The sequence below is a fragment of the Acidovorax sp. SUPP2539 genome (assembly GCF_030158975.1).
Lineage (GTDB): Bacteria > Pseudomonadota > Gammaproteobacteria > Burkholderiales > Burkholderiaceae_C > Paracidovorax.
This window is the reverse complement of record NZ_BQXJ01000002.1, coordinates 406,949-433,717: the sequence shown is the minus strand read 5'-3', so window position 1 is coordinate 433,717 and position 26,769 is coordinate 406,949. Positions and strand designations below refer to the sequence as shown.

Annotated in this window: 27 protein-coding genes; 8 read left to right on the top strand and 19 right to left on the bottom strand. The window is 69.9% G+C overall.

The annotated features are described in order from the left end of the window. Window positions 1-167: 167 nt before the first annotated feature. The 3 genes from AVTE2539_RS09580 to AVTE2539_RS09570 all read left to right on the top strand — a co-directional run bounded on the left by AVTE2539_RS09580 (window position 168) and on the right by AVTE2539_RS09570 (window position 2,317). Window positions 168-1,355: an acetyl-CoA C-acyltransferase family protein gene (locus tag AVTE2539_RS09580; protein ID WP_284410062.1), complete on the top strand. Its 1,188-nt coding sequence runs from the start codon at window positions 168-170 to the stop codon at window positions 1,353-1,355. A gap of 72 nt (window positions 1,356-1,427) precedes the next feature. Next, window positions 1,428-1,820 (top strand): BPSL0067 family protein, encoded by a 393-nt coding sequence (locus tag AVTE2539_RS09575; RefSeq protein WP_284410060.1) that lies wholly within the window; start codon window positions 1,428-1,430, stop codon window positions 1,818-1,820. A 20-nt stretch (window positions 1,821-1,840) separates the two neighbouring features. After that, complete coding sequence (locus tag AVTE2539_RS09570) at window positions 1,841-2,317, top strand: STY0301 family protein (protein WP_284410059.1); 477 nt, start codon at window positions 1,841-1,843, stop codon at window positions 2,315-2,317. Window positions 2,318-2,442: 125 nt separating this feature from the next. Here AVTE2539_RS09570 and AVTE2539_RS09565 read toward each other — a convergent pair whose 3' ends face one another. From AVTE2539_RS09565 to AVTE2539_RS09545, 5 genes are all read right to left on the bottom strand, one after another. After that, complete coding sequence (locus tag AVTE2539_RS09565) at window positions 2,443-2,691, bottom strand: DUF3297 family protein (protein WP_284397321.1); 249 nt, start codon at window positions 2,689-2,691, stop codon at window positions 2,443-2,445. A gap of 79 nt (window positions 2,692-2,770) precedes the next feature. Then, window positions 2,771-4,024, bottom strand: a complete 1,254-nt coding sequence (locus AVTE2539_RS09560; protein ID WP_284410057.1) for a spore maturation protein — start codon at window positions 4,022-4,024, stop codon at window positions 2,771-2,773. 84 nt (window positions 4,025-4,108) lie between these two features. Continuing rightward, complete coding sequence (locus AVTE2539_RS09555; RefSeq protein WP_284410055.1) at window positions 4,109-4,600, bottom strand: DUF2214 domain-containing protein; 492 nt, start codon at window positions 4,598-4,600, stop codon at window positions 4,109-4,111. Between the two features lie 8 nt (window positions 4,601-4,608). After that, window positions 4,609-5,001 (bottom strand): DUF6152 family protein, encoded by a 393-nt coding sequence (locus AVTE2539_RS09550; protein WP_284410053.1) that lies wholly within the window; start codon window positions 4,999-5,001, stop codon window positions 4,609-4,611. 185 nt (window positions 5,002-5,186) lie between these two features. Further along, complete coding sequence (locus tag AVTE2539_RS09545; RefSeq protein WP_284410052.1) at window positions 5,187-6,191, bottom strand: recombination-associated protein RdgC; 1,005 nt, start codon at window positions 6,189-6,191, stop codon at window positions 5,187-5,189. 366 nt (window positions 6,192-6,557) lie between these two features. Here AVTE2539_RS09545 and AVTE2539_RS09540 point away from each other — a divergent pair, with 366 nt between their 5' ends. Together AVTE2539_RS09540 and AVTE2539_RS09535 are read left to right on the top strand one after the other, a co-directional pair. Further along, window positions 6,558-7,145: a Spy/CpxP family protein refolding chaperone gene (locus AVTE2539_RS09540; protein ID WP_284410050.1), complete on the top strand. Its 588-nt coding sequence runs from the start codon at window positions 6,558-6,560 to the stop codon at window positions 7,143-7,145. A 174-nt stretch (window positions 7,146-7,319) separates the two neighbouring features. Then, on the top strand, window positions 7,320-7,901 hold the full coding sequence (locus AVTE2539_RS09535; RefSeq protein WP_502868900.1) for an acyloxyacyl hydrolase: 582 nt from the start codon (window positions 7,320-7,322) through the stop codon (window positions 7,899-7,901). A gap of 953 nt (window positions 7,902-8,854) precedes the next feature. On the opposite strand, the gene AVTE2539_RS09530 is transcribed toward AVTE2539_RS09535, so the two are convergent. From AVTE2539_RS09530 to AVTE2539_RS09515, 4 genes are all read right to left on the bottom strand, one after another. Continuing rightward, entirely contained in the window at window positions 8,855-13,357 is a 4,503-nt protein-coding gene (locus AVTE2539_RS09530; RefSeq protein ID WP_284410047.1) for an EAL domain-containing protein, read from the bottom strand. A 124-nt stretch (window positions 13,358-13,481) separates the two neighbouring features. Continuing rightward, window positions 13,482-14,597: a 3-deoxy-7-phosphoheptulonate synthase gene (locus AVTE2539_RS09525; protein WP_284410044.1), complete on the bottom strand. Its 1,116-nt coding sequence runs from the start codon at window positions 14,595-14,597 to the stop codon at window positions 13,482-13,484. 45 nt (window positions 14,598-14,642) lie between these two features. After that, window positions 14,643-15,125: a C40 family peptidase gene (locus tag AVTE2539_RS09520; protein ID WP_284410040.1), complete on the bottom strand. Its 483-nt coding sequence runs from the start codon at window positions 15,123-15,125 to the stop codon at window positions 14,643-14,645. A gap of 50 nt (window positions 15,126-15,175) precedes the next feature. After that, a complete protein-coding gene (locus tag AVTE2539_RS09515; protein ID WP_284410038.1) occupies window positions 15,176-16,522 on the bottom strand; it encodes a chloride channel protein in 1,347 nt (448 codons plus the stop codon). A 175-nt stretch (window positions 16,523-16,697) separates the two neighbouring features. On the opposite strand from AVTE2539_RS09515, the gene ssb reads away from it, so the two are divergent. Next, on the top strand, window positions 16,698-17,267 hold the full coding sequence (ssb, locus tag AVTE2539_RS09510; RefSeq protein WP_272566325.1) for a single-stranded DNA-binding protein: 570 nt from the start codon (window positions 16,698-16,700) through the stop codon (window positions 17,265-17,267). A gap of 106 nt (window positions 17,268-17,373) precedes the next feature. Here the strand turns inward: ssb and AVTE2539_RS09505 are convergent, their stop codons facing one another. The 5 genes from AVTE2539_RS09505 to AVTE2539_RS09485 all read right to left on the bottom strand — a co-directional run bounded on the left by AVTE2539_RS09505 (window position 17,374) and on the right by AVTE2539_RS09485 (window position 19,490). Next, the gene (locus AVTE2539_RS09505) at window positions 17,374-17,646 is read right to left on the bottom strand and encodes a hypothetical protein (RefSeq protein WP_272566324.1); all 273 of its coding nucleotides are present in this window, start codon (window positions 17,644-17,646) and stop codon (window positions 17,374-17,376) included. A gap of 5 nt (window positions 17,647-17,651) precedes the next feature. Continuing rightward, window positions 17,652-18,200, bottom strand: a complete 549-nt coding sequence (locus tag AVTE2539_RS09500; RefSeq protein ID WP_272566323.1) for a type 1 glutamine amidotransferase domain-containing protein — start codon at window positions 18,198-18,200, stop codon at window positions 17,652-17,654. A gap of 102 nt (window positions 18,201-18,302) precedes the next feature. Continuing rightward, complete coding sequence (locus tag AVTE2539_RS09495; RefSeq protein WP_272566322.1) at window positions 18,303-18,725, bottom strand: DUF6691 family protein; 423 nt, start codon at window positions 18,723-18,725, stop codon at window positions 18,303-18,305. A gap of 16 nt (window positions 18,726-18,741) precedes the next feature. Then, the gene (locus tag AVTE2539_RS09490; RefSeq protein WP_284410034.1) at window positions 18,742-19,170 is read right to left on the bottom strand and encodes a YeeE/YedE family protein; all 429 of its coding nucleotides are present in this window, start codon (window positions 19,168-19,170) and stop codon (window positions 18,742-18,744) included. A 5-nt stretch (window positions 19,171-19,175) separates the two neighbouring features. Beyond that, window positions 19,176-19,490, bottom strand: coding sequence for an ArsR/SmtB family transcription factor (locus AVTE2539_RS09485; RefSeq protein ID WP_284397363.1), 315 nt, complete (start codon window positions 19,488-19,490; stop codon window positions 19,176-19,178). A 124-nt stretch (window positions 19,491-19,614) separates the two neighbouring features. On the opposite strand from AVTE2539_RS09485, the gene AVTE2539_RS09480 reads away from it, so the two are divergent. Both AVTE2539_RS09480 and AVTE2539_RS09475 read left to right on the top strand, forming a co-directional pair. Beyond that, window positions 19,615-20,496, top strand: a complete 882-nt coding sequence (locus tag AVTE2539_RS09480) for an MBL fold metallo-hydrolase (RefSeq protein WP_284410032.1) — start codon at window positions 19,615-19,617, stop codon at window positions 20,494-20,496. A 146-nt stretch (window positions 20,497-20,642) separates the two neighbouring features. Further along, window positions 20,643-20,981 (top strand): serine/threonine protein kinase, encoded by a 339-nt coding sequence (locus tag AVTE2539_RS09475; RefSeq protein WP_272566318.1) that lies wholly within the window; start codon window positions 20,643-20,645, stop codon window positions 20,979-20,981. Window positions 20,982-21,142: 161 nt separating this feature from the next. On the opposite strand, the gene AVTE2539_RS09470 is transcribed toward AVTE2539_RS09475, so the two are convergent. From AVTE2539_RS09470 to AVTE2539_RS09450, 5 genes are all read right to left on the bottom strand, one after another. After that, entirely contained in the window at window positions 21,143-22,804 is a 1,662-nt protein-coding gene (locus AVTE2539_RS09470; RefSeq protein WP_284410029.1) for an L-lactate permease, read from the bottom strand. 217 nt (window positions 22,805-23,021) lie between these two features. Next, window positions 23,022-23,912: a LysR substrate-binding domain-containing protein gene (locus AVTE2539_RS09465; protein WP_284410027.1), complete on the bottom strand. Its 891-nt coding sequence runs from the start codon at window positions 23,910-23,912 to the stop codon at window positions 23,022-23,024. Between the two features lie 16 nt (window positions 23,913-23,928). Beyond that, on the bottom strand, window positions 23,929-25,056 hold the full coding sequence (mnmA, locus tag AVTE2539_RS09460) for a tRNA 2-thiouridine(34) synthase MnmA (RefSeq protein WP_284410025.1): 1,128 nt from the start codon (window positions 25,054-25,056) through the stop codon (window positions 23,929-23,931). Between the two features lie 192 nt (window positions 25,057-25,248). Next, window positions 25,249-25,731, bottom strand: a complete 483-nt coding sequence (locus AVTE2539_RS09455; RefSeq protein WP_284410023.1) for an NUDIX hydrolase — start codon at window positions 25,729-25,731, stop codon at window positions 25,249-25,251. Window positions 25,732-25,809: 78 nt separating this feature from the next. After that, window positions 25,810-26,748: a LysR substrate-binding domain-containing protein gene (locus AVTE2539_RS09450; RefSeq protein ID WP_284410021.1), complete on the bottom strand. Its 939-nt coding sequence runs from the start codon at window positions 26,746-26,748 to the stop codon at window positions 25,810-25,812. Window positions 26,749-26,769 lie beyond the last annotated feature (21 nt).

Below are 26,769 nucleotides of genomic sequence, written 5' to 3'. Positions count from 1 at the left end.
CCTGCGCGGCAGGGCACGACACGGCAGCGGCGGCTGACGCCCACACGCCTGCCCTGCCGGCCGCCCGGCCCTACCATTCCGTCCGATCCGCAGCGCAGCGCACCGTGCGGCACCTGATTTTCAGCACCTGTCCGTTCATTCATTCATTCCTTGAGGAGACCCCTGCCATGAACCACCGCGACGTCTTCATCGTCGGCACCGCCCGCACCGCCATCGGCACCTTCGGCGGCACGCTCAAGGACGTGCCCAACACACAGCTGGCCACCACGGTCACGCGCGCCGCCATCGAACGCAGCGGCCTCGCACCCGACACGGTGGGCCACGTGGTCATGGGCAACGTCATCCCGACCGATACCAAGGACGCCTACCTGGCCCGCGTGGCCGCCATCGATGCGGGCTGCCCCATCGAGACGCCGGCCTTCAACGTCAACCGCCTGTGCGGCTCCGGCCTGCAGGCCATCGTGTCGGCCGCGCAGGCCATCGTGCTGGGCGACTGCGACGTGGCCATCGGCGGCGGCAGCGAATCCATGAGCCGCGGCCCCTACTTCGACACCGCCGCGCGCTACGGCCAGCGCATGGGCGACGCCAAGAGCATCGACTACATGCTGGGCATCCTGCACGACCCCTGGCAGAAGATGCACATGGGCATCACCGCCGAGAACGTGGCCGAGCGCTACCGCATCAGCCGCGACATGCAGGACGAACTGGCCGCCGCCAGCCAGCACCGCGCCGCCGCGGCCATCGCCGCCGGGCACTTCAAGGCGCAGATCGTTCCGGTCGAGATCGCCACGCGCAAGGGCACCGTGCTGTTCGACACCGACGAACACGTGCGCGGCAACACCACGCTCGACGTGCTGGCCGGCATGAAGCCCGCGTTCAAGAAGGACGGCGGCAGCGTCACCGCCGGCAATGCGTCGGGCATCAACGACGGCGCGGCCGCTGTGGTGCTGGTGGCCGGCGACCGCGTGGCCGCGCTGAACGCCAAGCCGCTCGCCCGCCTGGTCGGCTACGCGCACGCGGGCGTGGACCCGGCCTACATGGGCATCGGCCCCGTGCCCGCCACGCGCCAGGTGCTGCAGCGCACGGGCCTGAAGATCGAGGACATGGACGTCATTGAAGCCAACGAGGCCTTCGCCGCCCAGGCCTGCGCCGTCATTCAGGAACTCGGCCTGGACCCCGCCAAGGTCAACCCCAACGGCTCGGGCATCTCCCTGGGCCACCCCGTGGGAGCCACCGGCGCGATCATCACGACCAAGGCCGTCGCCGAGCTGCACCGCACCGGCGGGCGCTATGCGCTGGTCACGATGTGCATCGGCGGCGGGCAGGGCATCGCGGCCATCTTCGAGCGGGTTTGAAACGGTTGGAAACAGCCGGGGCAAAAGGCACGCGGCCGACTAGGATCGCTGCTTTTGTCCGCCCACTCGACGATGCCTTACATCTACCAAAACGCCGAAGCCCTGGAGGGAACCAGCAAGGTCGGCAGCAAGCACTGCGTGGCCCTGCTGCAGCACTATGCGCAACTGCCCCACACCAGTTCCTGGAAACCGGGCGAGACCGTCTTCGGCAACGCCAACATCAAGAAGGGCACGGCGATCGCCACCTTCAACGGCAAGGGCCACTACGGCAGCCTGCCCACGGGCAACCACGCGGCGTTCTTCATCTCGCAGGACCCCGGCGGCATCTGGGTCATGGACCAGTGGCTGAGCGATACGCAAAAACCCAAGGTGTCCATGCGCTACATCCGCCCCCAGGTCCAGCGCAAGAACGGGGATTTCGTCGATCCCAGCAACAACGCCGCCGCGTATTCCGTCATCGAGTGACCGACCAAGAAAAGGCCCACATGCGCTCCACCCCCCTTTTGCGCCGCCCTGCAGCCCGAGCGGCGGCGCTGGTTGCCCTCACCGCAGCGCTCTTCTCTGGCGTGTCCGCTCCAGCGATTGCCGCCACAGCATCGCTGGAATGCCCTGCCACCGTGCGCCTCACCTCGCCCCGCGCGGAGGCTGCCGGTCTGCCGGCGGGCACCGAGATCGTGCTCGACCAGAGCCCTCTGCGCCTGACCGGCCACAACGTCTTCGACGGCCCGCCCGCCCAGGGCGCCGTCCTCATGCCCCAGTCGGACAAGCCCGGAAGAGGTGGCGCCACGGCCGTGTGGAATTTCGAAGGCGACTACCCGCAGGGCAAGTTCCTCGCATGCGACTACGCCGGCGGCGCCGTGCGCGTGGTGCAGCGCGTGGACGACGCGGTGAAGCGCTGCACCGCCCGATCGAGCACCACGAAGAACCCGGCCACGCTGCAGACGCGCTTCCAGTGCGAGTGAGCCGCGCCTGAGGGCGCGCGGCGGACGGCCCAGCAGGCGGGAATCTGCCGCGACAGGCACCGCCGTCAATTCGCTATATTTTTAATAGCAATCCAGGCAAGCAATCCGCCGGCATGGCAGGGTTTTCACTTATAGAACGCTTCCACCGCGCCCTTGAGCGTGATCATCAGCGGCCGGCCCTTGCGGTCCACCGTCTTGCCCGCGGGCACCTTCACCCACCCCCCGCTCACGCAGTACTCCTCCACGTCGAAGCGCTCCTTGCCATTGAAGCGGATCCCGATGTCGTGCTCGAACACGGCGGCGACATGGTGCGGGCTGCGCGGGTCGATGGAGAGGTGGTCGGGCAGGTCGGGGCGTTGCGGAGCGTCGGTCACGGAAAGGCTTTCTGAGGGAAGGCGTGAATGGGATGGCAGTCGAAGGGGTGAATTGTCCAAGGTTTGAGAGGCATCGCAGTCACCGCAGCATCGCGTACCCCACCCCGATCGCCGCCGCCAGCCCCACCGCATCCGCCACCAGCGCGCACGCCAGCGCATGGCGTGCATGCCGGATGCCCACGCTGCCGAAGTACACCGCCAGCACGTAGAACGTGGTTTCCGTCGATCCCTGCACGATGGCGGCCAGGCGGCCGGCGAAGGAATCGACGCCGTGCGTCTGCATGACGTCGATCATCAGGCCCCGCGCGCCGGCGCCGGAGAGCACCTTCATCAGCCCCACGGGCAGGGCCGGCAGGAACGCGGTGTCCCAGCCCATCGCCGCCACGCCCGCGCCGATGGCGCCCAGCAGTGCATCCATGCAGCCCGCGGCGCGGAAGACGCCGATGGCCGCGAGGATGGCGATGAGGTAGGGCACGATCTGCACCGCCACGCCGAAGCCTTCCTTGGCGCCTTCGATGAAGGCATCGTAGACGTTCACGCGCCGCACGGCGCCCGCCAGCACGAAGAGCATGACCACGCCCAGGATGACCGCCGCCCCGGTGGTGCCGGCGATGCGCGCGGCCTGCTCGGCCGGCAACCGGGCCAGCGCGGTGACCGCCGCCGCCAGCAGACCGGCCACGGCCAGCACCGGCAGCAGCAGGCGCGCGCGCCACAGGGGCAGGCGCTGGCACACGGCCACGGCCAGCACGCCCGCCAGCAGCGACGCGAAGGTGACCAGCAGCGTCGGCAAAAAGATGTCCGCCGCGTTGAAGCCCGCGCCCAACCCCTGCTTCAGGGCCAGGCTCTGGCGGATGGCGATGACCGAGGTGGGAATGAGCGTGAGCCCCGCGGTGTTCATCACCACGAACATGATCTGCGCGTTGCTGGCGGTGTCGGGCGGGCCGGGGTTGATGCTTTGCAGCTCGCGCATGGCCGTGAGGCCGAGCGGCGTGGCGGCGTTGTCCAGGCCCAGCAGGTTGGCCGAGAGGTTCATGGTCATCGCGCCCTGCGCCGGGTGGCCGTCGGGCACCCCGGGGAACAGCCGGCGCAGCAGCGGGGCGGCGGCGCGGGCGAGCAGCTCGATCATGCCGGCGCGCTCGCCCACGCGCAGCAGGCCCAGCCACAGCGCCATCACGCCGGCCAGGCCCAGCGAGATCTCGAAGCCCGAGCGGGCCGCATCGAACAGCGCGGCCAGCAAGGCCTGGAAGATGCCGTCCGCGCCCAGCAGCCAGCGCACGACAGCGGTGGCGAACGCCACGGTGAAGAACCCGATCCAGACCCAGTTGAGCGCCATGGCCGGGATGGTAGCCGCACGGACCCTGAGAACCTGTTCAATGTCTTTTTGGAGATCGCGTTGGCGCGCAATCGCCCAGCGTTCTCAGAGAAATCCGATCCAGCGCCCCGCCAGCACGGCCCCCAGCCACAGCGCGAGCGACACCGCGGCCTGCATGCGCACCCAGCCGCCGGCGCGCCCTTCGCGCAGGGCGCGCGCCCAGTGCCCGCCGGCATGCAGCGCCAGCGCATTCAGCAGCGCCAGCCCGATGACCGCCACCTTCACCAGGAACGCCGGATTGGCCAGGTAGTCGGCCGGCCGGGTGGCGAACAGCCACAGCCCGGTGACCAGGGCCAGCGCGATCCCCGCCCCCGCCGCGCGCGACAGGAACGGACCCAGCAGCGCCAGGGGAATGCGCCGGCCGATGGCGCCCCACAGGCGCAGGTCCAGCAGCACGGCGGCGCCCACGCCCAGGCCCAGCACGGCGATGTGCAGGGCGTTGACCACGAGGTAGGCCGTGCCGGACTGGCGCAGCCACGCGGCCGGGGCGGACGCAGCCAGGGTGTCCAGCAGGAGCGTGAGCCCGGCGAAATCCATGGGGCCTTCTAGCGTTTGGGGTTCTGGATGCGTTCGGGGTAGAGGTCGTAGGTCTTGCCGCCGACCTGGATCTGCACGGCCTTCATGCGCCGCTGGGAAGTGTCCCGGTCACGGTTGCCGATGGCGGTGATGGCATCGCCCGGCTTGGCGGAGGCCGCGGTGAAACCGGAGCGCTCGGTCTGCGACGGATTGCCCAGCTCCACGCGCCAGAGGGCGCCCTCGGCGGTCTTGACCTCCAGCGTGGGATGGGGCGGCGCGATCTGCACGCGCTGCACGGTGCCGGCCAGCTCGGACTGGGCTTCTTCCGCCCAGGACCAGCCGTGGTGCGCCTGCGCGGGGCCGGCGCACAGGGCCGCCAGGGCAACGGCGGTGCTGACAACGGAACGGGTGATGACGGTCATCGGATACCTCCAGGCAACGGTTTTCACGGGACGTGGGGAATGCGCCGGTCGGCCATCGGTCCAGGCCGGCCCTGCCGCGACAGCCATCGTGCACGCAGCGGGGCGCATCGCCAAACGATGGCCCCACGGCGATGCGGGTTCGCGCCCGCGCGGCACCGCGCTGTCCCGGGCCGCGGGCCCGCGGGTCAGAACGGTGCGTCGTCGTCTTCGGCACCGTTGGCCGCCACGGCAGCAGGGCCGCTCGAAGGCGCAGGGGCGGCAGTGTCGGCCGCCGACGCTGCCGGGGGCGTGCCGCCCAGTTCGGTGCGGCCCTCGCCGCCCAGCGCCTCGATCAGGTCGGGAATCAACTTGCTGAGCTCGCCCGTGGCGATGGCCACGTCGGTATCGAAGCCGCCGTCATCGGCCTTGGTGCCTTCGAACACCGTGTCCAGGAACGATATCTTGCGCACCTGCAGGCCTTCGCTCAGCAAAAAGGACACGCGATCATCCCAGGTCATCGCGAGCTTGGTGGGCAGCTTGCCGGCGGCGATGTGCTCGCGCACCTCGTCGATGTCCAGCGGATGGCGGGCATAGCGCACCACGGCCTTGGCCTCGTCGGCGCTCTTGAGCTCGCACTCGCGGTCCACGCTGAAGCCCACGGGCGGCTCCTGTGTGCTGAGCCAGTGCGACATGGCGGCCTGGGGCGAGGTCTGCGTATCGAGCAGCGCCACCGACAGGCCGGGCAGCGCCTCGACCAGCAGCGTGACGACCTCGTCGGCGCGGCCCTGGCTGCTGGTGTCCAGCACCAGCCAGTGGGCCTGCGGGTCGATCCACACCCACATCGATCCCTGCTTGGTGAAGGCCATGGGCAGCAGGTCGAGCTTGGCCTCGTCCTTGAGCTCCTTGGCTTCCTTCTTGCCGGGCTTGCGGCCGGTTTCCTGCTCGATGCGCGCGGCCTTTTCCTTGACCTTGCGGTTGAGCACCGAGCCGGGCAGCATCTTGGACTCGACCATGAAGCGCAGCACCCACTGCCCGCCCACGGATTCGGCCATGAGGTCGTGCGCGTCGCCCCGCGGCGGCACCCAGCCCAGCGATTTTTCCTGCGTGGCGCCGCACTCCACGAACGGCGTCTTGGCCAGCGCCTCTTCCACCTGCGACAGGTCCACCTGCCACTGCGGCGCGATGCGGTACACGATCATGTTCTTGAACACGGAAATCCTTCAGCTCTGACGTTCATTGGCACACCCTGGGGCGCCCGCCCGGGGGCGCGGCGCGGTGCAGCGGGGTGCCATTGTCGGGGGTGCGGTCGGCGCCGGGCCCGCGGCCTGGCGCGGCTTTCACCGGCATGGCACCCCGTTTGCTATTTATTTAATAGCTGCACAGGCAATCGATACGCCGGCATGGGGCCATTCCCGTCCCCCATTGCACGGACAGGGCAACCAACCCTTGTCACAACTTTACACAGCCACACGAACGCCTCACGCCGGCGTTACACAGGGGGAAGACACTGGCCCTCAACCGCTGCAACGGTCGTTGCGGCGGACCCACTCGCCCCCTGGGGCAAGAAAGGAACCACCATGTCCATCTTCTTCCAACGACGCATCGCCGGCGCTGCCGCCGCCACCGCCCTGCTGGCCGCCCTGGCCGCGCCCGCCTTCGCGCAGACCCCTCCCCCCGCCCCGTCTGCGCCGCCCGCCGCCGGCCAGTCGCAGGACGGCCAGCGCCACCGCATGCCCAGCCCCGAGCAGCGCAAGGCGCACATGGAGCAGCGTGCCAACGCCCTGCAGCAAAAGCTGCAGCTCACCCCGGCCCAGCAGCCCGCCTGGGAAACCTTCAAGGCCGCGATGCAGCCACAGGAGCGCGGCGCGCGGCTCGATCCCAAGGGCCTCGACCAGCTGACCACGCCCGAGCGCATCGACCGCATGCGGGCCATGCGCGCCCAGCACAGCGCGGAGGCCGACCGCCGCGATGAAGCCACCAAGGCCTTCTACGCCACGCTGACCCCGGCGCAGCAAAAGACGTTCGACCAGGAAAGCCGCCGCATGCACCGCCACCCCGGCATGGGCGGCCCACGCGATGGTGAGCGCGGCAAGGACGGACGCCACGGCGGCCCGCGCGGCGAACGCCCGGCCGTGCCGCCGGTGCCCGCACCTGCGCCGCAGTAAGCGATCGGTCCGGGGGGTTTGCGCACAGTCTGGCCATCCCTGCATACCCTCCGGTCAGATCCCGACCGATCAGTACGGTTGAGGCGACTGCCTACAACGCACCCCCCGATGGGCGGCATACAGTGGGTTACACACGTTGTGCAAACCCACAGTCATTCCATCGAGGGAATTTCCATGCCGATCATCCACCTCCTGCGTTCCCGCGCCCTGCTGCGCGGGAACGCTTTTTTCATGGCGCTGGCCTGCGTCGCCGGCGCGGGCGCCGTTCACGCCCAGCCTTCGGGCACCAGCCCGTCCGTCTACGTGCAGGGCGGCTGGGCAGAACACCAGACCGATTCCGCCGCCGTGGGTGTGACGCTGCCCTGGAACTGGCAGAGCGAGCTGTGGGGCCATGAAGTGCGCGGCTACTGGGACATTTCCGCCAGCCGCTGGTCGTACAACGGGGTCAACGGCTCAGGCGACCTGACCGTGGTCGGCTTCACGCCCACCTTCCGCCTGCGCCCGGACAACGGCCGCGCCAACTGGTTCTGGGAAGGGGGCGTCGGCATCACGTATGCCGACCGCAAGTACCACACCCCCGACAAGGAGTTCAGCACCCGCTACAACTTCGGCTCCCACTTGGGCGTGGGCTACAGCCTGGGCGCGCAGCGCCAGCACGAGATCGTGCTGCGGGTGCAGCACCTGTCCAACGCGGGCATCAAGAAGCCCAACCCGGGCGAGAACTTCGTGCAGCTGCGCTACGCGTACCACTTCTGATCCCTGCCTGCTTCATCCATGCCAACAAGGGCCCTTCGGGGCCCTTTTTCTTTGGCCGATGCCGATCCGGGGCGCATTGTGGACAAGCCTGGGGACATTTCCAGAGCAACCCATGGGTTATCCACAGAAGGCGCCGATGCGCCGAAGTTGTTGTCACCCGGCATGCCGGTTCACCCGGTCAGCGCCACAGGGTTTGCGGCCATCCAAGTGCTTGGCAGCGTTGAGGAAATCGGCCTTGTCCACAGAACCAGGGCTCCTCTACTACTACTGCTATGTATTGATAGATCCTTTAATGGAATAACAAGGAACCTCCGGACCGCCGAAAAACCGACCGCCGCGCTCCTTGCCTGAGGTCACCCGGGCCCGGCGCAAAACGAAGGCATCCCACCCGCCGTGGGAAAAGAAAAAAGGAGAAAGGGGCGAACGCCTCGCCATCCGATCGGTGGGCTGCGCCCGATCCATGCCCGGCAGGTGTGTCGGACCTGGTAGCACTGCCCGGAACCGGACCGCTTTCGCGCCAACGGGCGAAAAGGGGTGGCCACGGGAACAAGTCTGTGGATATTTCCCGCACAACCGGCCACTTGTCCACAGCGAAGGGCGATGCGCCGGTTTTGTCCCCGCCGCCGCGACAGCGGGAGCCGGGTGCCGCCCACAAGGTTCACGGCATCGCAAGTCCGTTGATCCGCAAAGGAAAAATGCAGTTGTCCACAGAGGGAGGCCGTGCTTACTACGACTACTATGGATTGATAAAGACATTAAGGAGAAGACAGAAAAAACCGTCGCCCGCGGCCCGCCCCGGATGGCCAGGAGGTGTGGCAGAACGAGACGCTCGTGGCGCAGGAAGGCGTCAGGGGCCTTCGGCACAGCGGAGGCAGGGGGAGGGGCCACCCGGCGCGTGGAGGGCTGCCCAGCCGCCCGGCAGGGGCCTGCCAGGGGCTGTCAGAGGAAAAAGATCAGACGGGCGCGTTCCGCAGGAAGCGCTCGAGCACGTCGGCCGGCAGCGGCCGGCTGAAGAAATAGCCCTGGTAGAGCTGGCAGCCCGCCTGCGCCAGGCGGTTGCGCTGGGCGCCGGTCTCGACGCCTTCGGCGATGACGTTCAGGCCCAGGCTGCGCGAGAGCGCGATGATGGTGTCCACGATGGCCGCATCGTTGGGATCGCTGAGCAGGTCGCGCACGAAGCTCTGGTCGATCTTGAGCTGGTCCAGCGGCATGCGCTTGAGGTAGCTCAGGGAAGAGTAGCCGGTGCCGAAGTCGTCCAGCGAGAAACCCACCCCATGGGCGCGCAGCGCCGACATGGTGGCGATGGTGGTCTCCATGTCGTCCACGAAGAGGCTTTCGGTCAGCTCCAGCTTGAGCTGGTCGGCCGGCGCCCCGGTGAACACCAGCGCACGCACCACGTCGTCCACGAAGCCCGCGTGGTGGAACTGGCGCGAGCTCACGTTCACCGCCATGGTGAGGTGCGACAGGGAGGGCTCGTCCTGCCAGCTGGCCAGCAAGGTGCAGGCGGTGTGCAGCACCCAGCGGCCCAGGGGCAGCACGAGGCCGGTTTCTTCGGCCAGCGGGATGAAATCGCCCGGCGGCACCATGCCCCGCTTGGCGTGCGGCCAGCGCACCAGCGCCTCCACCCCGACCACGCGGTTCATCGTGTCCACCTGGGGCTGGTAGTGCAGCAGGAATTCCTCGCGGGCGATCGCGGTGCGCAGGTCGTCTTCCAGCGCGGCCCGGGCCGTCACCACGGCCTGCATGCCGGGGTCGAAAAAGCGCAGGGTGTTGCGGCCGGCGGTCTTGGCCTGGTACATGGCCAGGTCCGCCTGCTTGAGCAACTCGCCCACGGTGGACTGCCCGTCGGTGAACGGGGCGACGCCGATGCTGGGCGTGCTGCGGTACTGGTAGCCGTCCAGCGCATAGGGGGCGCTCAGCACCGACAGGATCTTCTCGCCCACCACGCGGGCGCTCACGGCCAGTTCGTCGGGCCGGGGGCTGAGCGCCTCGATCATCACCACGAACTCGTCGCCGCCCAGCCGCGCCACGGTATCGACGGTGCGCACGCAGGTGTTCAGGCGCTGCGCCACCTGCTGCAGCAGCAGGTCGCCCTTGTCGTGGCCGAGCGTGTCGTTCAGCGTCTTGAAGTTGTCCAGGTCAATGAACAGCAGCGCCCCGCCCTGCCGCTGGCGCTGCGCCGTGGCAAGTGCCTGGTGCATGCGGTCCATGAGCAGCATGCGGTTGGGCAGGCCGGTGAGCGAGTCGAAGAACGCCAGGCGCTGGATCTCGCGCTCGGTGGCCTTGCGGTGGCCGATGTCGGTGTGGATGGCCAGGATGGATTCGGGCTGGCCGCTCTCGTCGCGCACCAGGGTCCAGCGGCCTTCCACGTCGATCGCATGCCCGTCCTGGTGGAACTGCACGATCTCGCCCGTCCACTCGCCCTGGGCCAGGGTGGCCTCGGTGGCACGCAGGAATTCGGTGGCGTTCTGGTAGAGCAGCGTGTCGATGGTGCGGCCCAGCACCTGCGCTTGCGACCAGCCGTACATGCGCTCGGCGCCCTGGTTCCAGAACGTGATGCGGTGCTCCAGGTCGCGCACGATGATGGCGTCGCGGGCCTTGTCCAGCAGCGAGGCCTGGCGCCGGATGTGGGCGTCCGATGCCTGGCGGGCCATTTCGGCGGTGGCGCGCGCCGCGAAGATGCGCAAGGTCGAGGAGACCAGCGCCGGCCGCTCCAGCGGCTCGCGGAAGATCACGAAGATCAGCCCGATGGGCCGCCCCTCGGCGTCGCGCAGCTGCTGGCCCACGTAGCTTTGGGCGCCCAGCGCCGCGATGGGTGAGCGCGGGTACAGCTCGCAGACGCCGGACGTCACCACGTATTCGGACTCGGTCGCCAGCCGCAGGCTGGGCGTGCCCTCCAGCGAATACTCGGCATTGGGCTGCACCACGCCGTCCTGCACGCGCGAGAGCGTGACGGCGCGCGGCGGCTGTCCCTCCACCGGCGGCAGCAGCCGCGTGACGCAGCCAGCCTGCGCGCCCAGGGCGTCGGCCATGTTGCTGGCCAGCTGCTTGAAGAATTCGGTCCCGGTGCTGGCCGAGATGGCGGCGGCGGCCTTGAGCACCACGCTCTGCAGGCGCTGCTGGTCCTGGCGGGTGCGCAGGCTCTCGATGCCGAAGGCCAGGTCGTTGGCCAGCTGCTGCAGCAACTCGGTCTCCTCGGAGCCGATCTCCAGCACTCCGGGCGGGTAGAGGTACAGCAGGCCGAACGAGCGCTCGGCGTTGCGCAGCGGCAGGCTGATCACCGAATGCAGGCCTTGCCGCAGCATGCGCTCGGTCCAGCTGGCGAACGTCGGGTCGAGCCGGATGTCGCGCACGATCACCGGGCGGCCGCTGCGCACTGCCAGCCCGGCCGGGCCCTGGCCGCCCGGCTGGTCGGCCGACCAGCTCAGCTGCAGTGTCTCGGCATAGTGGTCGCTGTGCTGGCCGCCCCAGGCCACGGGCTCGATGCTCTGGCGCGCATCGTCGCGCACCATGCCGACCCAGGCCATCCGGTAGCCGCCCACGTCCGTGGCGATGCGGCAGACCTCGCGCAGCAGGTCGGCCTCGGAGGTCGCGCGCACCAGCGATTCGTTGCAGGCGGCCAGCAGCCGCTGGATGCTGCCCACCCGCGCCAGCTCCCGTTCGAGGCGCATGCGCTGGGTGACGTCGGTGGCCAGCACCTGGCGGGCGGGCACGCCGTTGAATTCGATGCCCCCGGCGTACACCTCGGTGTCGATCACCGTGCCGTCCTTCTTGCGGTGGCGCCGGTGCACGGCGTCGCGCCGGGCATTGTGCGGAATGGTGTGCGCTTCCCGGGTGCGGGCTTCGCGGTTGTCCTGGGGCCAGAGGTCGGGCGTGGTCATGCACAGCAGTTCCGCCTCGCTGTACCCGTAGTGGCGCACCATGGCCCGGTTGACGGCCAGGATGCGCAGGGTGCCCAGCTCGTACACCCACATGGGCTGCGGGTGCGCATCGAACAGCAGGCGGTACTGCTGCTCGGACGCGTGCAGCTGCGCGGCATAGCGCCGCAGCTGCACCACGGCGCCCAGCGACTCGGCCAGGATCTGCACGTGCGCCAGGTGGCGCTGCGAGAACGACGCCAGCGGGTCGCCGTTGACCTTGAGCATGCCCACCACCGCATCGCCCGCGCGCACCGGCGCCGCGATGAAAGCCACCGGCCCGGGCTCGCACAGGGCGGCCGAGGGCATGGCCTGGGCAACGGCCGGCTGGCTGCAGACGGTCTCGCCCGCGTCGATGCGGTGCCACAACTCGTAGCCTTCCAGTGGGCGCACGTCGTTCAGCGGGACGGCGCGCATGCCGGTGCTGGCCTGCACCCGGGCTTTGTCGCCTTCGCGCATCACCACCATTGCACCGCCCGCATCGGACAGTTCCATCGCGGTGCGGGCCACCAGCTGCAGCACCTCATCCATGGACAGCTCGAGCGACGAAATCTTCTGCTGCACGCGTACCAGCTCGGCGTGGGTGCGGGCCTCGTCCTTGGCTTGCAGCGCGCTGTCCTTTTGCGCGCTGATGTCGGTCATGCCGCCCACCATGCGGACCGCGCGGCCCTCGGCGTCGCGGATCACGAAGCCGCGGTCCTGCACCCAGGCGTAGCTGCCGTCGTAGCGGCGAAAGCGGTATTCCTCGGCCCAGTGCTTGGCCGTGCCCTCGATCGCCGCGTGGATGCTCTCCAGCACCGCGTCGCTGTCTTCCGGGTGCAGCCGCAGCGTCCACGACGTGCTGTCGTGCGGCAGGGTCTGCATGGGCACGCCGAACAGCGTCTGCATGCCCTCGTTCCACCACATGGAGTCGTCGTGCAGGTTCCAGTCCCAGATGGCGTCGGCCGTGGCGCGCGCCACCAGGTGAAAGCGCTCGTCGCTGGCGGCCCGCTCGGTGGCCATGCGCGCCTGGTTGCGCTGGCTGCGGCGCAGCTCCAGCAGGGCGATGGCCTGCCCGGCGACCGCGCGCAGCGATTCGAGCTGGGGCGGCTGCAGCACGCACGGCTCGGTGGACATCACCACCACGGCGCCCAGCACCCATTTCTCCGCGGTGATCAGCGGCATGCAGGCCACGGCGCGCACGCGCGGCCCGGCGATCACCAGCGGATGGCGGCGCAGCGTGGAATGGGCATGCGTGTCCTGCACCTGCACCACCCGGCCGTCCACCGCCAGGGCGCACAGCGGGTGGGCCGCATCCAGCGACTGCAGTTCGATGCCGGTGCTGGCCTTGAACCACTCGCGCCCCTGGTCGATGAAACCGATCGCCGCCATGGGCATGCCGCACAGGCGGGCGGCCAGCCGGGTCAGCTGATCGAACGCCTCTTCCGCCGGGGTGTCCAGCACTGCGCAGGCGCGCAGCGCCTCCAGGCGTTTGCCCACGGGAGCGGCCTTGGGCGGCACGCTCAGAAGGCCAGCGGACGGGAAAGTGGCCGTTGGCATGGGTCGGTAGGCGACAACACCTGCATGGGATTCGGGCGGATCGGGATCTGCGGCGGCAAATGACTACAAAAAGTAACGGTCAATGCTACACCGGCACCGCGACGGCCGGTGTTGCTTCCTGGCCCTATCGGGTCCGGCGCCGTTCGCGCACCGCCTGCGCCAGGCCCTGCAGCACCGGCACCGTCTGCGCCATGCTGATGCAGGCGTCGGTCACCGACACGCCGTGCGCCAGGGGCTGGCCGGCGACGATGTCCTGCCGGCCTTCCTGCAGGTGGCTCTCGATCATCAGGCCCACGATGCGATGGTCGCCCCCGGCCACCTGCCCGGCGACGTCGGCCGCCACGTCGATCTGGCGGCTGTGCTGCTTGCTGCTGTTGGCATGCGACACGTCGACCATCACCTGCGCGCGCAGCCCCGCCGCCTGCAGCAGCTGGCAGGCCGCGTCCACGGACGGCGCCGCGTAGTTGGGCTGCTTGCCGCCGCGCAGGATCACGTGGCAGTCGTTGTTGCCGCGCGTCTCGAAGATGGCGGACTGGCCCATCTTGGTCATGCCCATGAAGGCATGCGGCGCCTGGGCCGCCAGGATGGCGTCGCTGGCCACCTTCACGCCGCCGTCGGTGCCGTTCTTGAAGCCCACCGGGCACGACAGGCCGCTGGCCAGCTGCCGGTGGCTCTGGCTTTCGGTGGTGCGCGCCCCGATCGCGCCCCAGCTCACCAGGTCGCTGATGAACTGCGGGCTGAGCAGGTCGAGGAATTCGGTGCCCACCGGCAGGCCCAGCGCCAGGATGTCCAGGAGCAGCGCGCGGGCCATCTCCAGCCCCTCGTTGATGGCGAAGCTGCCGTCCAGGTGCGGGTCGTTGATGTAGCCCTTCCAGCCGACGGTGGTGCGGGGCTTCTCGAAATACACGCGCATCACGATCAGCAGGTCCTGCGACAGCGCGTCGGCCTGCGTTTTGAGCTGGTGGGCGTATTCCATGGCCTGCCCGTGGTCGTGGATCGAGCAGGGCCCCACCACCACGACGAGCCGGTCGTCCTGGCCGTGCAGCACGCGCGAGATCGCCGCGCGGCTGGTCTCGACCAGTTGCAGCGCGCCGGGCGGCGTGGGCAGCCATTCCTGCAGCAGCGCAGGCGTGATCAGCGGGCGCACGGCCTTGATGCGCGTGTCGTCGATGCGGGTCGTGTCGTGGGTGGAGAGCGGGGTGGCGGTGCGGTGCACGTGGGGGGTGGCTGCGGTCGTCATGGCGGCGATTGTCGCGCGCCGCCCGCCGCTGCCCCTCGGCCCCGCTCAGGGCCGGCGGAAGGCGGTTTTCTGCCGCGACCAGTAGCGCGAATCGAGCCGGTCCATCCGCACCTCGCCGCCGGTGGAGGGAGCGTGCACGAAGCGGCCCTCGCCCACGTAGATGCCCGCATGCGTCGGCCGGCCCGCGCCGAACACCACCAGGTCGCCCGTGCGCAGGTCGCCGCTGTCCACCGGCAGCCCGAAGTCGCTCAGCTGCGCCACGGTGCGCGGAGGGGCGATGCCCGCGCGGCTCTTGTACACATAGCCGATGAGGCCGCTGCAGTCGAACCCGCCCTCGGGCGTGTTGCCGCCATAGCGGTACGGCGTGCCCACCAGCCCCAGCGCATGGATGGCGATGTCGCTCGACTGGTCGGGCGACAGCTGCGAATACGTCACGTTGCCGCGCGGCGAACGCGGCTGCGGCGTGGTGCCGCAGCCGGCCAGCAGCAAGGCGGCGGACAACAGTGCAAGGCAGAGGGAGGCACGCATGCGCCGAGGGTAACGGATGTGCTGCGGCACCATGCGCGCGAGTGTGGATGTCAGCGGGGCGATGCGTCCGCCGGTGCCGCCGGTGCCGCGCCCACCTTGTTCAGCAGGTGTTCCGCCAGCGTTTCGTACAGCGGGCGCACCAGCATGCGCGACACCAGGCTGGCCAGCATGGCCGAGGCCATCAGGCTCAGCACCATGGCATGGCCGTCCACCATCTCCATCACGATGATGAAGGCCGTGAGCGGCGCCTGCGTGACCGCCGCCAGGAAGGCCGCCATGCCCATGGCGATCAGGGCCGGGGCGATGTCCGCGCCGGTCAGCAGCGAGATGTTGTGCCCCACTCCCGCGCCGATCGACAGCGCCGGCGCAAAGAAGCCGCCGGGCACGCCGCACCAGGCCGTGAGCCAGGTGGCGATGAATTTCAGCGTGACATAGAACGCCGGGACATCGGCCTGCCCCGCCAGCATGTGCTTGACTGCCTCGGAGCCGGCGCCGAAGGTGGCGCCGCCCGTGGCCAGGCCGATCACCGCCACCGCCAGACCGCCCGCCGCCGCGAAGCGCACCGGGAACCGGGCGCGCCATTGGTTGAGCCGGCCCGGCGCACCGGTGAGCGAGGCGGTGATGAGCTTCGCGAACAGGCCGCCCAGCACGCCGCACACCAGGGCCACGCCCAGGCCGGGCAGCAGCGCGTCCCAGCCCAGGCGGGGCACGCGGATCACCCCGAAATAGGTCAGGTTGCCGAAGAAGGACACGCCCATCAGCCCGGCCAGCACGATGGCCGCGATGATGAGCCCGCTGCTGCGCGATTCGAGCTTGCGCGACAGCTCCTCGATCGCGAACACCACGCCTGCCAGCGGCGCATTGAACGCCGCGGCGATGCCGGCGGCCCCGCCCGCCACCAGCAATGCATGGCTGGTGATGCCCGAGCGCGGCCCGAGCCAGCGCTGCGCGTGCTGCATCACGCCCGCCGCGACCTGCACCGACGGGCCTTCTCGGCCCATGGAAAGCCCGGCCAGAAAGCCCGCGCTGCCCAGCAGCACCTTGCCCAGCGACATGCGCAGCGAGACGAAGTAGCCGCGCTGGCCGGGCGGCAGGCCCGGCTCCAGCGCCGCCATCACCTGCGGAATGCCCGAGCCCGCGGCCCCGGGGACGAAGCGGCGCGTGGCCCACACGATGGCGGCCGTGAGCGCCGGGGTCCACAGCAGCACGCCCCAGCCGCCCTGCCAGTGCAGCACCTGCTCGAAGCGTGCGAACGCCCATTCCCCCAGGACCGTGAACGCCACCACGAAGAGCCCGGCCGCCGCGGCGTAGGCCAGCACGATCGCGCGCTCCACCCACCGCCAGCCGTCCGCGAACTCCTGCCGCAGGTTGTGAAGAAAGTCGGGTTCGCGATGCATGGGAAATGGCCAGGGCAGGCGGTGGAACAAGGCGTTTTGATTGTGGCACGGGCTTGTCGCACGGCCGGTCCGCTCACGGGGCGAATCGGGCACAATCGACGGCTCCCCGCGGCCCCTGGCAGGCCGCGCAGGCCGTAGTGCCTTCTCTCCACCATTCTCTACAGGCCCTTACACCATGGCATCCGTCAACAAAGTCATCATCGTGGGCAATCTCGGGCGCGATCCCGAAATGCGCACCTTCCCCAGCGGCGACCAGGTCGCCAACGTCACCATCGCCACCACCGACCGCTGGCGCGACAAGAACACCGGCGAGAACAAGGAAGCCACCGAGTGGCACCGCGTGGTGTTCAACGGCCGCCTGGCCGAAATCGTCGGCCAGTACCTGCGCAAGGGCTCGCAGGTCTATGTGGAAGGCAGCCTGCGCACCCGCAAGTGGACCGACCAGGCCGGCCAGGAAAAATTCACCACCGAAATCCGCGCCGACACCATGCAGATGCTGGGCAGCCGCCAGGGCATGGGCGGCGGCCAGGGCGGCGGTGGCGGCTACGAAGACAGCGGCTACGGCGGCGGTGGCAACGACGGCGGCTACGACAACAGCGCCCCGCCCGCTCCGGCACGCCGCCCGGCACCGGCACCGGTCCAGCGCCCTGCCGCGCCCGCACCGCGCCCGGCACCGGCGCCCGCTGCCCAGGCGCCGCGCGCGGCCTCGGGCTTCGACGACATGGACGACGACATTCCGTTCTGAAGCCGTCGCGCCGTCGTGGCCCATGAAAGGCCTGTCTTCGCAAGGAGACAGGCCTTTTTCGCACCTTTTTCGCGCGGGGTGCCGGGCCAACGACGGGCTGCTCTCTTCATGCGGCTTCCTTGCCCGCGCCTTCCTTTTCCTCGCCGGCCGGCTCCGTTTTCCACAGGCCCCGCACGTTCATCGCCGCCAGGCAGCACTGCAGCGCCATGAGCGCCCAGGCGCGGGTGTGCCATCCCCAGGCCAGCCACAGCACGTTGCTGCCGAGAAAGACCCAGAAGCCGGTATTGCGCCGCGCTGGGTGCGTGGAGGCGACCAGCCAAGCCGCCAGCACCGAGGCCGCGAATGCCGGCCATTGCAAAAGGCCGAGCCAGTCGTCCATCGCGGTCAGGCGCCCACGGCCTGCAGCAACTTCTGGTTGAACACCGGAATGTCGTCGGGCTTGCGGCTGCTGACCCAGTGCCCCTCGACGTGCACGGTTTCGTCCACCCAGGTGGCGCCGGCGTTGCGCAGGTCGGTGGCCAGGCTGGGCCAGCTGGTCAGGGTCTTGCCGCTCACCAGGCCGGCGTCCACCAGCAGCCAGGCGCCATGGCAGATCACGGCGATGGGCTTGCCGGCCTGGTCGATGGCCTGCACGAAGGCCTGGGCCTTCGCGTCCGTGCGCAGCGTGTCGGCGTTGAGCACGCCGCCGGGCAGCAGCACGGCATCGAACCGGGCGGGATCGGCCTGGTCGAGGGTGCCGTCCACCGTGAAGGTGTCGGCCTTCTCGTCGTGGTTGAAGCCCTGCACCTGGCCGGCCTTCGGGGCGATGATCCGGGTGGCGATGCCGGCCTTCTGCAGCGCGTCGCGCGGGCCGGTCAGTTCGACCTGTTCGAAGCCGTCGGTCACGAGGATGGCGACGGTGCGGGTGCCGGCGGCAGGGGAAGATGCGGTCATGGGTGGGATCCTTTCAAAGGCCACCAATCTAGGGGCCGTGGTGCCCGTGGCGTGTCGGCTAACTGCCATCGCGGCGCAGGACATCCGCCTGCACGGCGGTCGTCAGCCGCGCCCGCGCCAGCGCTCGATGCCCTCGAACACGGCCATGCCGGCCAGCAGGGCGGCCACGAACCACACGCCGTCCGGCACCCCCATGCCCAGCAGCACCAGGGCCGGGCCGGGGCAGATGCCGGCCAAGCCCCAGCCGATGCCGAACAGCATGCTGCCGCCCACCAGCCGCGCGTCGATGCCGTGCGCGGCGGGCCACTGCAGCGGTGTGCCGCGCAGCGTGGTGCCCCGGCGGCGCGCGAGCGCAAACGCCACCAGGGCCACGCCTACGGCGCCGGCCATCACCAGGGCGAGCGACGGGTCCCAGGGCCCCGCGATGTCCAGGAACCCCAGCACCTTGGCCGGGTCGGCCATGCCGGACACCAGCAGCCCCAGCCCGAAGACCAGGCCCGCGGCAAAAGCGATCAGAACGGTCATGTCGCGTTCCCTCCGTTCAGCCCAGGTGCCGCAGCACGAAGACCGTGCCCATGCCGGCCGCCATGAAAACCAGCGTGGCCACCAGCGAGCGCACCGACCAGCGCGACAGTCCGCACACGCCGTGGCCGCTGGTGCACCCCGCACCGTAGCGCGTTCCCACGCCCACCAGCAGGCCTGCGGCGATGAGCAGGCCCGGGCCGGCGTCGATGCGCACCGCCGGCAGCGGCGCGGCCAGCACATAGGCCAGCGGCGCCGCGATCAGGCCCGCCACGAAGGCCACGCGCCAGGCCCGGTCGCCGCGCCGGGGCCGCAGCAGGCCTCCCACCACGCCGCTGATGCCGGCGATGCGCCCCGACAGCAGGAAAAAGCCCCCGGCCGCCAGGCCGATGAGCGCGCCGCCCGCCAACGCGGTGCCGGGGGTGAAGGCGTTCCAGTCGATGGCCATGGGATTCACTCCTTGGGGCAGTACAGGCGGTACAGCACCGCCAGGATCTCGAGCAGCGCGGCATCGGCCACGCGGTAGTGGATGTTCTTGCCCTCGCGCCGGGTCTCCACCACGCCCTGGGTGCGCAGCACGCCCAGTTGCTGCGACAGCGTGGGCTGCTGGATGCCCAGGCGCGCCTGCAGGTCGCTCACGCACTGCTCGCCCTGCGACAGCTGGCACAGCAGCAGCAGCCGGTCTTCGTTGGCCAGGGCCTTCAGGGCCGAGACGGCCTGGCTGGCCGCCTGGCGCAGGCGCTCGGGGTCAATGGGGGTGGGGTCCATGGGAAGATCGATGCAAAAGCCGTCACAAGGCCACCGAAAGGTCGGCGCTGGATTCAATATATCAAATCACATAATATCTGTGGAAAGATTGTTGTCCGCTGAACCGCCCGAAAGGCCGCCCGCCATGCCCCGCACCACTTCCCTGCAGTCGTTCTTCGATCCCGCCACGGGCACGGTGACCCACCTCGTGTGGGATCTGGCGACGCGGTGCGCGGCCATCATCGATCCGGTGCTCGACTTCGATGCCGCCGCGGGCCGCACCGCCACCCGCTCGGCCGATGCGGTGCTGGCCTGCGTGCGCGAGCGGGGGCTCACGGTGCAGTGGATCCTGGAGACCCACGCGCATGCCGACCACCTGTCGGCCGCGCCGTACCTGAAGGCGCAGGCGGGGGGCCGCATCGCGGTGGGCGAGCACATCCGCGTGGTGCAGGCCGCCTTCGGCCGGCTCTTTCCCGCCGAAACCGGCGCGGCGGACGGCAGCCCGTTCGACCATCTGGTGCGCGATGGCGAGACGCTGCTGCTGGGCGACACGCCCGTCACGGCCCTGTGGGTGCCGGGGCACACGCCGGCCGACATGGCCTACCTCGTGGACGGCGCGGCCTTCGTGGGCGACACGCTCTTCATGCCCGACGTGGGCACGGCGCGGGCGGACTTTCCCGGCGGCGATGCGGCCACGCTCTACCGTTCCATCCAGCGGCTGCTGGCGCTGCCGGGCGACACGCGCCTGTTCGTGTGCCACGACTACCCACCGGCCGGGCGCGCGCCGCAATGGGAGACCACGGTGCAGGCACAGCGCGAACACAACATCCACGTGGGCGGCGGCGTGGCCGAGGCGGATTTCGTCGCCCTGCGCCGCGCGCGCGACGCCACGCTGGGCGCGCCGGCGCTGCTGTTGCCCTCCCTGCAGGTCAACATGCGCGCCGGGCAACTGCCGCCCCCCGAGGCGAACGGCATCGCCTACCTGCGCATTCCGTTGAACGCGTTCGGGACGCCGCCGGCCGCCTGAGCACCGACGCCGGGCCGTGCGGGATCGCTCCTACCCGGTAACAGGTGCCGGGCCCACTGCCCCGGCGCCGGCACGGGGCGAAGCTGTGGGCATCCGGCGCACCGTTTCACGACCGCGTCCCCACCGACCGACCCAAGGAGCCTGCCATGCGCACCCCCATCGTTCCCGACACCGCCATCGACCCCACCGACGATCCCACGGCTGAAATGCCGGAAGGCGACGACATCAACGACCACCTGGAAGCCGAGCAGGACGTTTCGGACGGCATCGAGGACATCTCGGTGCAGGCCTTCGACGACCCGCGCAGCGGCGGCCCGCTGAACTTCGACGACGGCACCGACATGGCCCACCCCCGCGGCAAGACCGGCCGCGACGGCGGCACCTGGGAGGCCGAGGGCAGCGACAGCGGCGACCTGGAGCCACCGGCCGAGATGCTCTCCGACCGCAACGGCCCGAGCGACCCGGACGCCAAGCGCAACGGCTGACGCGGCGCGGCAGCGCAGCAAAAAAACAAAAAGGGGCGCCCGTGCGCCCCTTTTTGTTTTGCTATTGAAAATATAGCGGTATGCCCTAGTGGAACATGCGGTCGCGGCCAAAAAGGCTTCAAGCGCCTGACGTCGAGGCCGCCGCCGGTTCCACGGCCCGTTCAGTGCACCACCATCAGGTGGAAGGGCCACACGTACGCCTGCAGCGTCACGTACAGCCCCACCAGGCAGGCCAGCGCGATCGAGTGGAAGAACACGTAGCGCAGGATGTCGCCCTCGTGGTTGAACCAGCGGGTGGCCGTCGATGCGACCACGATCGATTGCGCGTCGATCATCTTGCCCATCACCCCGCCTGAGCTGTTGGCCGCGCCCATGAGGTTGGGCGACAGGCCCAGCTGCTCGGCCGCGACCTTCTGCATGCCGCCGAACAGCACGTTCGAGGCCGTGTCCGAGCCGGTGAGCGCCACGCCCAGCCAGCCCATCAGCGTGCCGAAGAACGGGTAGAACACGCCGGTGTTGGCGAACGCCAGCCCCAGCGTGGTGTCGGTGCCCGAATAGCGCGTGAGCGTGCCCAGGGCCAGCATGAGCACGATGGTGAGCAGCGAAAAGCGCACCAGCCACACCGTCTTGAAGAACGTGCGCGCGATGGCGACCGGGTTGTATTTCATGAAGAACGCGCTCACCACCGCCGACAGCAGGATGGCGGTGCCGGTGGCCGACAGCAGGTTCAGCGTGTACACCGCGCCCTCCTTGGTGGGCGTGGGCACCACGGGCGGCACCTTCTCGATCAGGTTGTGCAGGCCGGCCATGGGGAAGGCGGGCGCGAACAGGCTGTTGAGCCAGGCCTTGACCGGCGGCAGGCCCCAGATGAACACGAACACCGACAGGATGACCCAGGGCGTCCAGGCGGCCACCAGCGCGGCGCGGCTGTGCGCGGTGACGGGCTGGGGCGGCTTGGCCTCCGAGGCGCTCACGTCGCGCCCGCGCAGCGAGGCCGAGGTCCACACCGTCTTGGGCTTCCACACGCGCAGGAACGCCACCAGCGAAGCCATGGAGACGATGGCGGCGATGATGTCCACCAGCTCGGGACCGATGAAGTTGGACACCAGATACTGGGGCACGGCGAAGGACACCGCCGTCACCAGGATGGCGGGCCAGATCTCCCACATGCCCTTGCGGCCCGCGAAGGCCCAGATCAGCCAGAACGGCACCAGCAGCGAGAAGAACGGCAGCTGCCGCCCCACCATCGCCGTCACCTCCATCAGGTCGTAGCCGTGCACCTTGGCCAGCGTGATGACCGGGGTGCCCAGCGCCCCGAACGCCACCGGCGCTGTGTTGGCGATGAGCGACAGGCCCGAGGCGGCCAGCGGCGAGAACCCCAGCCCGATCAGGATGGCCGCCGTCACCGCCACCGGGGTGCCGAAGCCCGCCGCGCCCTCGAAGAACGCGCCGAAGCTGAAGGCGATCAGCAGCAACTGGATGCGCCGGTCGCCGGTGATGCCCGAGAGCGAATCCTGCAGCACCTTGAAGCTGCCGTTCTGCTCGGTCAGCTGGTGCAGGAAGATGATGTTCAGCACGATCCAGCCGATGGGCAGCAGGCCGGTGAAGCCGCCGTACAGCGCCGCCCGCCCGGCCATGTCGGCCGGCATGCCGTAGGCAAAGATGGCCACCAGCAGCGCCGCGACCAGGCCCAGCCCGGCCGCGATGTGCGCCTTGATGTGAAAGAAGCCCAGCGCGGCGAGCATCACGACCACCGGGATCGCGGCCAGCGCGGTGGAAATGATCATGTTGCCGAACGGGTCGTAGATTTGCTGCCAGGTCATGGATTTGTCTCCGGTGTTCTATCGGTGTGCGGACCGCGGGGCCCCGTGCCGCGGCCCTCTGCCGGGACCTGCGCCGGCCCACTGTAGAAATTTGCGGAGCGCGCGGCGTGAAAAACCTTCGCGGCCCGCGTGAAGGCTTTTCAAACCGTGTCAGTTCCGTGTCAGCCGCTGCGCCCGCAGGGGCTGCGCCCCGCCACCCCGGAGCGCCCGGCGCCCGTCAGGGGCCGTCGTGCAGCGCCTGGCGCAGCCAGTCCACGAAGGCCGCGCACTCCCAGCGCTCGAGCGCGCCGGCCTTCCAGCACAGGAAATAGTCGTGCGGCGACGGCAGGCTGTCGCGCGACAGGCGCACGAGCTGGCCGCTCTCCAGCCAGGGCTGCCCCGCGCGCAGGCGCAGCAGCGCCACGCCGAAGCCAGCCACCGCCGCGTCCCAGGCCATGCCCAGGTCGTTGAACTGGCTGCCCACCACCGGCTCGGGCTGGGCGATGCCCACGGCCTTGAACCAGGTGCGCCAGGGCTCCAGCGCGCAGCGGATGAAGCGCACGCGCGCCGCCGCCTCTTCCGTCGCCAGGCCGTCCAGCGGACCGGTCTCGGCCAGGTATTCGGGGCTGCACACCGGCGTGATCCGGTCGGCGAAGAGCTGCACCGATTCGCGGTCGGGAAAGTGCCCGGTGCCGAAGCGCACCTCCACGTCGGCCTCCTCGGCCATCATGTGGTGTACCGGCAGCGACACCTGCAACTGCAGCTCGATGTCCGGGTAGGCGTGGCGGAACTGTGCGATGCGCGGCAGCAGCATCTGGCGCGCGAAGGTCGGCGTCACGCCCAGGCGCAGGCGCGTCGCCTGGCCCACGCCCAGGGTGCCGGGCACGTGCTGCAGCGCGGCGATGGCCTCGCGCACCCGCTCCAGGTAGGCGGCGCCGGCGGGCGTCAGGCTGAAATCGCCGCGCGCGAAGAGCTTGACGGCCAGCAGCGTCTCCATCTGGCGGATGCGGTGGCTCACCGCGCTCGGCGTCACGCTCATCTCCTCGGCCGCGTGCGTCACGCTGCGCAGCCGCGCCAGCGCCTCGAATGCCAGCAGGCCCTGGATCGGCGGAATGCGCGGCGGGGCCATGCGTGCGGCGGGCCCGTCAGGCGACGGTGGTGGCCGACGCGATCACGCCGCCCCCGAGGCACACCTCGCCTTCGTACAGCACGGCGGACTGGCCCGGGGTGACGGCCCACTGCGCTTCGGGAAATTCCAGCGCGAAGCCGCCGTCCGCCAGCGGCTCGATGCGGCAGGGCGCGTCGGCCTGTCGGTAGCGCGTCTTGGCCGCCAGCAGGCCGGCGGCGGGCGGCGCGCCGGCCACCCAGCTCGCATCGCCCGCCTGCAGCGTGTGCGACTGCAGCCAGGGGTGGTCATGGCCCTGCACCACGCGCAGCACGTTCTTGTCCAGGTCCTTGCGCGCGACGAACCAGGGGGCGTGGTCTCCGCTGCCCCGCTGCGCGCCCTTTTCCTTCACGCCGCCGATCCCCAGGCCCTGACGCTGGCCCAGCGTGTAGAAGCTCAGGCCCTGGTGGCGGCCCAGCGTGCGCCCGCGCTCGTCCTGGATCGGCCCCGCCGCATGGGCGATGTAGCGGTTCAGGAACTCGCGGAACGGCCGCTCCCCGATGAAGCAGATGCCGGTGGAATCCTTCTTTTTGGCATTGGGCAGGCCGATCTCTTCGGCGATGCGGCGCACCTCGGTCTTGTGCAGTTCGCCCACGGGAAACAGCGTCTTCGACAGCTGCGCCTGGTTCAGGCGGTGCAGGAAATAGCTCTGGTCCTTGGAGGGGTCCAGGCCCTTGAGCAGTTCGAACAGGCCGCTCGCCGCGTCCTGCCGCACCCGCGCGTAATGGCCGGTCGCGATCTTCTCGGCGCCCAGGCGCATGGCGTGGTCCAGGAAGGCCTTGAACTTGATCTCGGCGTTGCACAGCACGTCGGGGTTGGGCGTGCGGCCGGCCTGGTACTCGCGCAGGAACTCGGCGAACACGCGGTCCTTGTACTCGGCGGCGAAGTTCACGTGCTCGATCTCGATGCCGATCACGTCGGCCACGGCGGCCGCATCCACGAAGTCGATGTTGGAGGCGCAGTATTCGCTGTCGTCGTCGTCTTCCCAGTTCTTCATGAAGATGCCGACGACCTCATGGCCCATGGCTTTCAGCAGATGGGCGGTGACCGCAGAATCCACGCCGCCGGACAGGCCGACGACGACGCGGTGCTTGGGGGTTGCTGTCATGGCCGGGATTGTATTTTTTATGCCGCCGCGGCCGGGGGCGTGCCGGCAGAACGCCGGGTGCGCCGCGGGGCATGCGATCCGGTCAGATTTGTTGTGCTATTGAATTAATAGCAAAGAGGGCAATCAATCCGCCGGCATGGAGGCGATCAGGGCCAAACGCGGCGGTGGCGGGCGCCGTGCGGCCCGCCGGGGTCAGCGCGGCTGCAGCACGCTGGCGTCCGTGTGGATCAGCTCCAGCGGGTAGCGCTTGCCGGCCAGGTAGTCCTCGATGCACTCCATCACCAGCGGGCTGCGGTGGCGGTCCGCGCAGCAGCGGATCTCCTCGAGCGTCATCCACACGGTGCGCACGATGCCGTCGTCCAGCGTGCGCCAGGCATGCACCGGCCCCACCGAGCCGGCGAAGGCGAAGCGCAGGTAGGTGATGTCGTCGCCCGTGCGGGTGCGCGTGAAGCGGTTGAGGTACACGCCCACCAGCGCCGTGGGGGTGAAGTCGCAGGCGGTTTCCTCCAGCACCTCGCGCACGCAGCCGTCGATGGGCGACTCGCCCGGGTCCAGGTGCCCTGCCGGGTTGTTCAGCCTCAGGCCGTCGGCTGTGTCTTCTTCCACCAGCAGGAAGCGGCCGTCCTGTTCGATGACGGCGGCCACGGTGACGTTGGGTTTCCAGCGGTTCGGCATGGCGGCCATTATGACGAGGGGGCATGTCAGGCCGTGTAGGGGATGCGCGACAGGGGGCGCTGATTTTCCGCAGCCGGTTCAACCCCTCGCGAAGGGCTGGCCGGGCGGAGCCCCACGCCGGGCGTCCGGGATCTGTTGGGTGCGGCGGAACGCTTCGGCCTCGTCGAACAGCCAGGCGACGAGCGCCTGTGCGGCGGCATTGCGCGCCGACCGCTTGGACTGCAGCAGGTGGTAGCCCGCCGCCAGCGGCATGTGCCCGGGCCACGCCTCGGCCAGCCGGCCCTCGCTCACGTCGTGCTCGATCAGGACCGCGTGGCCCACCGCGATCCCCAGGCCTGCCACGGCGGCGGTGAGGGTCGCCTCGGTGTCCTGCAGCTTCATGTGCCGCTCGCTCGCGAGGTCGCCGAGGTGGAACGCCGCGAGCCACTGGGGCCATTTGCTGCTGCGCAGGCTGTCGTGCAGCCAGCAGAATCGGGCGAGGTCTTCGATCCGCTGCAGCCCCGGTCCGGCCAGCAGGCGCGGCGAGACGACGGGAACGAGGCTGTCGTGCATGAGCAGGCGGGCGCCGGGCCATGCCCCGTCCCCATAGTGGATGGCGATGTCGAACCGCTCCTTGTGGAAGTCGGCATCCCAGATCGACGTCGCCAGCTCGATCTCGGCATCGATGCGGGCGGGCAGCCGGGCGAGCCGCGGCACGAGCCAGCGGGCCGCGAACGACGGCATGGCCAGGATCTTGACCACCGGCCGGCCCCCCGAGCGGGCGGCCCGCACGGCGCCCTGGTCCAGTTCGTCCAGCACCCGCTGCACGGTGTCCAGGTACAGCTCGCCCGCCGGCGTGAGCTGCACGCGGCGGTGGCCGCGCAGCACCAGCGTCTGGCGCAGATGCGCTTCCAGGGCCGCGATGTGCCGGCTGACGGCCGACTGCGCCACGCGCAGGTCGCGGGCCGTGGCCGTGAAGCTGCCGCAGCGCGCGAGCGCGCGGAAGGTCCGCAAAGCCGAGATCGGCAGGTCGTTCATGGGCTGCGCCCCTCCTTCCGT